General features: G+C 38.1%; 4 protein-coding genes. 2 read left to right on the top strand and 2 right to left on the bottom strand.

The genetic code is table 11. The features are described from left to right. Positions 1 to 153: 153 nt before the first annotated feature. Positions 154 to 876 (top strand): cytochrome b/b6 domain-containing protein, encoded by a 723-nt coding sequence (locus C1E24_RS19150; RefSeq protein WP_138484251.1) that lies wholly within the window; start codon positions 154 to 156, stop codon positions 874 to 876. An 8-nt stretch (positions 877 to 884) separates the two neighbouring features. After that, complete coding sequence (locus tag C1E24_RS19145; RefSeq protein WP_138484249.1) at positions 885 to 1,397, top strand: helix-turn-helix transcriptional regulator; 513 nt, start codon at positions 885 to 887, stop codon at positions 1,395 to 1,397. Here C1E24_RS19145 and C1E24_RS19140 read toward each other — a convergent pair. Beyond that, complete coding sequence (locus C1E24_RS19140; RefSeq protein WP_138484247.1) at positions 1,394 to 3,481, bottom strand: winged helix-turn-helix domain-containing protein; 2,088 nt, start codon at positions 3,479 to 3,481, stop codon at positions 1,394 to 1,396. The genes C1E24_RS19145 and C1E24_RS19140 overlap by 4 nt on opposite strands. A 151-nt stretch (positions 3,482 to 3,632) precedes the next feature. Beyond that, positions 3,633 to 6,482: an insulinase family protein gene (locus C1E24_RS19135; protein ID WP_138484245.1), complete on the bottom strand. Its 2,850-nt coding sequence runs from the start codon at positions 6,480 to 6,482 to the stop codon at positions 3,633 to 3,635. Between the last annotated feature and the right edge of the window lie 99 nt (positions 6,483 to 6,581).

Below are 6,581 nucleotides of genomic sequence, written 5' to 3'. Positions count from 1 at the left end.
AACTCGCAACTCGCAACTCGCTAACTATATAAAAATACTCGTTAATTTTTATAGGTCATTTGTCCAATAGGTCAGTCTAAGGCATTTGCTCCATGTAATTTTAGATTTTGATGTTTATCTTCAATATCGATTTTTACTGTTGGAGCTACCACGATGATCCGCGTTTATGATTTACCCACAAGAGTCTTTCACTGGCTTTTTGCCTTTGGCTTTTTAACTGCTTTTACCCTTGCCAATACCATAGACGATGAGCAAGCCGCTTTTTCTTACCACATGATTGCTGGAGCAACCATCTGCATGGCGCTCGTCTGGCGTGTTATTTGGGGTTTTGTAGGAACCAAACACGCCAAGTTTTCTGATTTTGATTTAAACCCATCCGCGTTAATGCATTACTTGAAAGGAGCGCTGAGCGGCTGCAATACGCACTCTGTGGGGCATAATCCCGCTTCGAGCTGGGCGGCAATTACTATGATGATATTAGCAGCATGTTTAGGCGTAACAGGCTTTTTGATGACCAATGGACCATTTAATGAGGTGATTGAAGAGGTGCACGAGTTATGCGCCAATGCGTTTATGCTGGTGGTGGTATTGCATTTATGTGGCATTGCGCTGCACACCATTAAATATCGAGATCCCATTGGTAAAAGTATGGTAAGCGGTGAAAAGTCGGTATCAGATGACAATAAACCTGTGGCCACATTTACCATTTTGGGCGTGCTGTGCTTAGTGGCTACTTTGCTATTTACCACGACTTTGATAGCACAATTTGATCCACACACGAGTACAACTTCAATTTTTGGGGTAACTTGGCAGTTATCAGAGTTTGAAACTGACGAGCACAAAGCGCATGATGAACATTATGATGAGCATGAATAGAGAAGCTTATGACCCGTAAAGACCGTCTGATTTTACTGTCTACCTTGTTAATCATTACGGTATTAATCGCGGTAGATCTCTCGACCGATTTAAAAGAAGGTGTGGCACTGTGGCATCTTGTTATTGAAGGGGCTGCGGGGGTTATGGCGCTCATTGGTATTGCGTATATTTTTAAAGATATCGATCAGCTTAAACAAGACTTACAGTCAGAGCGGGCGCTGGCGAAAGATTACCGAGCAGAGGCCGAATTGTGGCGCGAGAAGTCTAAAACCTATTTAGATGGTTTATCGATTTTAATTGATGAGCAATTAACCCTTTGGCAGCTCACCCCCGCAGAGCGAGAAGTGGCGTTTTTATTGTTAAAAGGCATGAGTTTAAAAGAACTTGCTGAGCTTAGAGGCACGAGCGAAAAAACCGCCCGTGCCCAGTCTATGTCTATCTATGCAAAAGCTGGCCTCAGTGGCCGCTCAGAACTCTCGGCGTTCTTTTTAGAAGACTTATTACCAGCAAAGCTGCTTTAGAGCAGGCTTTTGCTAATTTCAGTTTCGCCAACAAAGGTGTTCATTGAATGGGATTTATTCAATATTAAATGTCCATATTCGACATTAATCCCCCAAGTTTGTAGTTCTTGGATTTCACGACGGGTGATCTCTTTGCTTTCTATGTGCTGTTGTAAAAGCTGGTTTTGACCTTCGAGCGCATAAATATATTCGCCATCGGCATCCCAGTGTCGGAAGTGGTTAAACTGTCTATCAGCAAAGAAAATATGCTCAGTGGTGATTTGCCAGTTTGAGTCTAACGGATAAATACCTAGCTTATCAGGTTGCGTGACATAGTAAGTGCCTAAGTCACAGTTTTGATGAAAGTCATTGATATTATTGAGCAGTCTTTCACTATGTTGAGAATACATGTTGTATTTGTATAAGTGCCATTGATTGTTTTCTCTTACGGGTAAAAGAAGTGTCTGTTCAGAGTGACATGCAAAGACGGGAGGCTTAAATTCGCTGTAGGGCAATGTTAAGTATGTAATGGCTTTAGAGGTTAAATCAATTAACCCGAGCTGTGTATCTTGTTTAAACAACAGTTTTGAGCCGTTACTAGAAAAAAGTAAATAAGTTAGCTTGCTATCTTTAAGGTGGGTTAATTGTGTGAATATGCCATTCTCAATCAACCAAACCTCTTGCTTGCCGGTACGTAAAGAAATCACCGCGGTTTTAAGGTGTTCATGACTGCGATAGGTTGTACCCGCATAATTGGTAAAGGGCGAGCGGGCTAAATAATTAGGCAGTAAACTGTCATTAGCTAAATTAACTTCGACAGTATTTGAGTTGGTTTCTTGCCCTACTGATACCAGCAACGTTTTACCATTAAGGATTGGCATCGAGATTTGTTTGTCAGTTTTATAAATCTCAATCGTTTTTCTTTGCTTAATATCTATGGTGGCAATGGTTGTCGCATTTTTATTAAATACCAAGGTTCGATTATCTGCCCAAGATACTCTAAGAGGGTGAGTAGTCTCTAATGTTACTAGCTTTTCGACACTGCCATCTTTTAAATCATATACCATTAACTGGGCATGACGAGCTTGGAAAAAGCGTATAAAAGCAAAATGAGTGTTTGCTGGGTTTATTTGTGCGTAGCTATCCATTTGATGCACTTTTATCGGGAAAGTGAGTTGCTCAGTAATTTTTTGCTGCATATGATAACGCTTTATACTATGCACTTGAGTGTCAGAATTACGAGATGGGAAGTAAAGCCACTCTTGTTTTGAGTCAACACTTATAGACTGCAAATTCATGCCAGTTCGACAGTCTTTAATTACTTCATCGTGATAGGTGGGTGTAACAGAAACCAGTTCACGTTTAATGATATGGCATTGTTTATCTGTTTCTTTAATAAAGTAAAGTGTATCGCTGTTTCTAGCCCATGAAAACGCCCTTACATGCTCAATCTTAAAAACTTCTCTATGCTGATTGTTTTGACTTTTTTGAACTATGAGGTGTTGAGTCTGCAGCTCAGGGTCTCGATGAATAAATCCTAATAAATTTGACTTAGAAAGTTGTGGTGCGCTGTTCCAGCCAGTTATAAAAGTAAGCGGTTTTATTGCTTGCGGTGAAGTCACAGGCTGACTTTCAACCTTAGTTTCCGATGCGTGTGGTTTGGTAAAATAAACAGTAAAGCTGGCTACTGAGAACAGTGTAAAAAGCAGTAATAATGAAAGCATAGCTTTAAACTTAAACGAATGATGCTTTGTACTTGCCGACTTATCACTTAACACATTGGGCGTGAAAGAGTAACCTTGCTTGGGGTGAGTTTTAATAATGCTTTTGGTATCACCACCTAAAGCTCTGCGAAGTTTTGAGATAGTGGCATTGATGGTTTTATCGTCCACGTAACGATCAAACCAAATGTGTTTTTGTAGCGCTTCTCTTAAAGCAATTTGACCTTGAATTGAAATGAGATAACTCAAAAGCAACGCTTGTTTGGCCTCTAATTCAATAGACATTGAACCATTTGGTGATGCATCTTTACCAAGCCAATTTAACGTATTAGTGGAAGGATTAAATTCCCAATTAAGAAAATGAACAACCTTGTTAATAAACATCTTAATTACAAAATAGCTAATTTTTTACAATGTTACCCAAATTACGTACGTAATCCTATGTTTTCAGTGATAAAAATAAACAAGGCCCTTAAACTAGTTTAAGGACCTTAACTTACTCAAGTTGATTGGGAGTTGTTTCGAATAAGTTTGGTTACTTACTAACAGCAGATTGGTTATAGCTATAATAGTCCGCTTGATTATCTTTTTTCTGTATTTGGATTAAGATATTTTCTGCTTTACCTTCTAGTAAAATTTCTTTGAAGTGTTTAACCAAGCTAGCTTTGCTTACTTGTTTTAGTGCTTTGATACTTCTTGAGCGGCTATCAAAACTGCGAGTATCTGTATGCCAGCTGTTTAAATGTACCGCAAGCTCAGCAAATAAATTTTCAGGTTTTTGCTGTAACTCATCTAAAATGCTCGATTTAATTTGCTCAAACTCTTCACTTGGTGTTTGTTGTAATGTTTTATAGAAATCAAGAACGAAGTTATCTACTTCTTTTTTGATTGTGACCAAATCATGACTATTACTCTCAAGCGCGATATAAAACACAGGATGTTTTTGTATTTTAGCAAGTTGACTGGTGACCAAGTAGCCCATTTGTTTTTCAGTACGTAAAGAGTTGAATAAAAGCTGAGAAAATACTTTGTTTAAAACCGTTAAGTTCGCATTGACTTCGTCAGAATTTTCTGGGTAAATAAATGTCTCTTGGAAGAACACATTATCTAGCTCTGAAGTTTTCTTAAAATTAGTAATGGTGCCTGAACTCACTGTAAAATCATTACTTCTTTCTGGCTTCACAGTTTGTGTTGTATCACCTAACTTTTCACGCAGCAGCTTCACGGTTTTGCTAATTCTCTTGGCATCAAAGTATCCCATCGCAAAAACATCTAAATATAGGTTAGACATAGTTTGTTTATGAAACGCATTGATCTCTTTGAGAGTTATGCTCTGTAAAGCATTAAGTTGAGTATCCACATCCCACTTTGTATTACTCGCTTTTGTTGCAATATTTAAATGGGTAGCTGCTTGTTGTGGTAAAGGTTGTTTATCTAAGTTTTTTAATGCTTTTTCATATTGCTTAATGGCACTTTTTAAACGAGATTGAGACACTTCTAACGCGACCCATTTATCAATAATCTTTGTAGCATAAGCGTTTTGCTTCTTAGTCTTGCCAAATAAGCTAAAGAATAAGTTGCCATACTCATCTTGAAGACCCATGGTGTTAATTTGATCTTTTCTCTGTGCTCTTGAGGAAAGCGAGTTGGTATCCTTTTGGAATGCAATCAGCAACAAATTGGTCATGATGTGACTTTTTACATTTTGATTAAATAAAGGAGACTCAAGCGTGAATGCCAACATACCCTGTTTAGTATCAGCAAATTCCGTGCTGTTAACTAGCCAGCCTTCTGCTCCAGGCATGCTGATAACTTTAGTTGGAGAAGTTAAATCACTGTTCTCTAAACTTGCAATTTGCTCTTCTTTTTGTTCTATCGCGGGTAAGTTTACTTGATAAGCATTGCGAGTTAACTGCTGTAGTTTGGTTGGTGTAAACTTTTCAACTCGGTAACTTGCATCTGCATAGCGCAACTTAATGTTAGCGTCTTCTTTATTTCCAAAATGGAAGATTCGCATTTTTTCAGGACTAAATTGGTTTAAAGTTTGAGTTAGCTGCTCTTGCTCTAGCCCAGTGAATCGAGTGTTAAAATGCATAATATCTTTTGCAGGTACATGCGTCATATTTCGGCTTAAATGTACTGCAAGGCGCAATGCTGGCATATTTAAATAGTTTTCGAATTGAGCTTTGAGCATGTCTGCGAACTCTTGTTCATGCTGGACTTGTTGCGGGTTTTTCTTGATTAACTCTATATACTCAAAGAATGTTGCGATGATACGTTGTTTGTTTTCTGCACCTTTTTCAGTTAGAGAAAGTTCAATAAGTGCAGTACCAGACTGACCATAAATATTGGGTAAAACATACGGACCTCCATTATTAATGAGTTCTTGTTGCTGTAAAGTTTCTAGAAAGCTGCCTTCTTCTTGTGAAGAGAGTAAGTGATTAATAAATTTATACGGTTTTGATTCCCAGCTAGCGAAGTTATTGCTAATAGGGAACTGTAGGAGCAAGCTGTCAATTTCTTGGTTAGTTTTTACAAAAATCTCTTTTTGTAATGTCTCAGGTGTAAATACCGGAAGAGTGATACGTTGTGCTAGTTTGTTCTTATTGGGGATCTTATTAAAAATTGCTTGTACTTTATTTTTTAGTTCAGCGGTTGAACTATTACCTACCACAGCTAGTTTCATTAAATTTGAAGAATAAAACGCTTTATGCATTTGTTTCATAGCAGCTAACGTTTTCTTATCGCCATTGTTTAATGTTGCTTTATTGCCACTACCAAAGCCTGAAATTGGGTGTTCTGGGTTTACTGTATTAGCAACGACGCGGTTAATGCCATACATATCTTGCTGTTTATTACGGTGCCATTCTTGGTCAACAGCATTCACTTCTTTAGCTAAATTAGTTTCTTTAAAAAGCGGGTATGCGATGGCATCGACAAGCATATTAATCGCTTTATCAGCACCTTGCTCATTGATACTAAAAAAGTAGTTTGTTTGCTGCATTTCAGTCGTTGCATTGTAGACCCCATTATATCTTTTTATGTGGTCCATCAATTGGTTTGGTTCAGGATATGCCTTAGAACCTTGGAAAATCATATGCTCTAAGAAGTGCGCAAGCCCTTGGTGTGCTTTAGGGTCATGAAATTGACCCACTCCGACCGTCAAACTAACTGCGACTTCAGAGAGGGTTGGATCTGAAACAACTACAACTTCAATACCGTTTTCTAGTTTAAAAGTATCGTACTCCCTGGTGTCTGAAGGGCTTTTTACAAATTTAGACACACTCAAAGAAGAGGGAATCGCTTGTGAAAGTTGTTGTGAAGCGAGTGTCATATTAGCTGATAATGCCATAACCAGTGAGGCGATTTTTAATGTTTTTTGCATGATCCATCCCTTTGATGTTTTTTAAATTTTGTTTGTGAATAGTTCGCGATAATTAAGCCGCGTTAAGTTGTTTTTTAAGTTAGCAAAGAGATTTTTCTA

Source organism: Pseudoalteromonas phenolica (genome assembly GCF_005876835.1).
Lineage (GTDB): Bacteria > Pseudomonadota > Gammaproteobacteria > Enterobacterales > Alteromonadaceae > Pseudoalteromonas > Pseudoalteromonas phenolica_B.
Note: the sequence above shows the minus strand (reverse complement) of the source record. Positions and strands in the feature narration are given on the sequence as shown.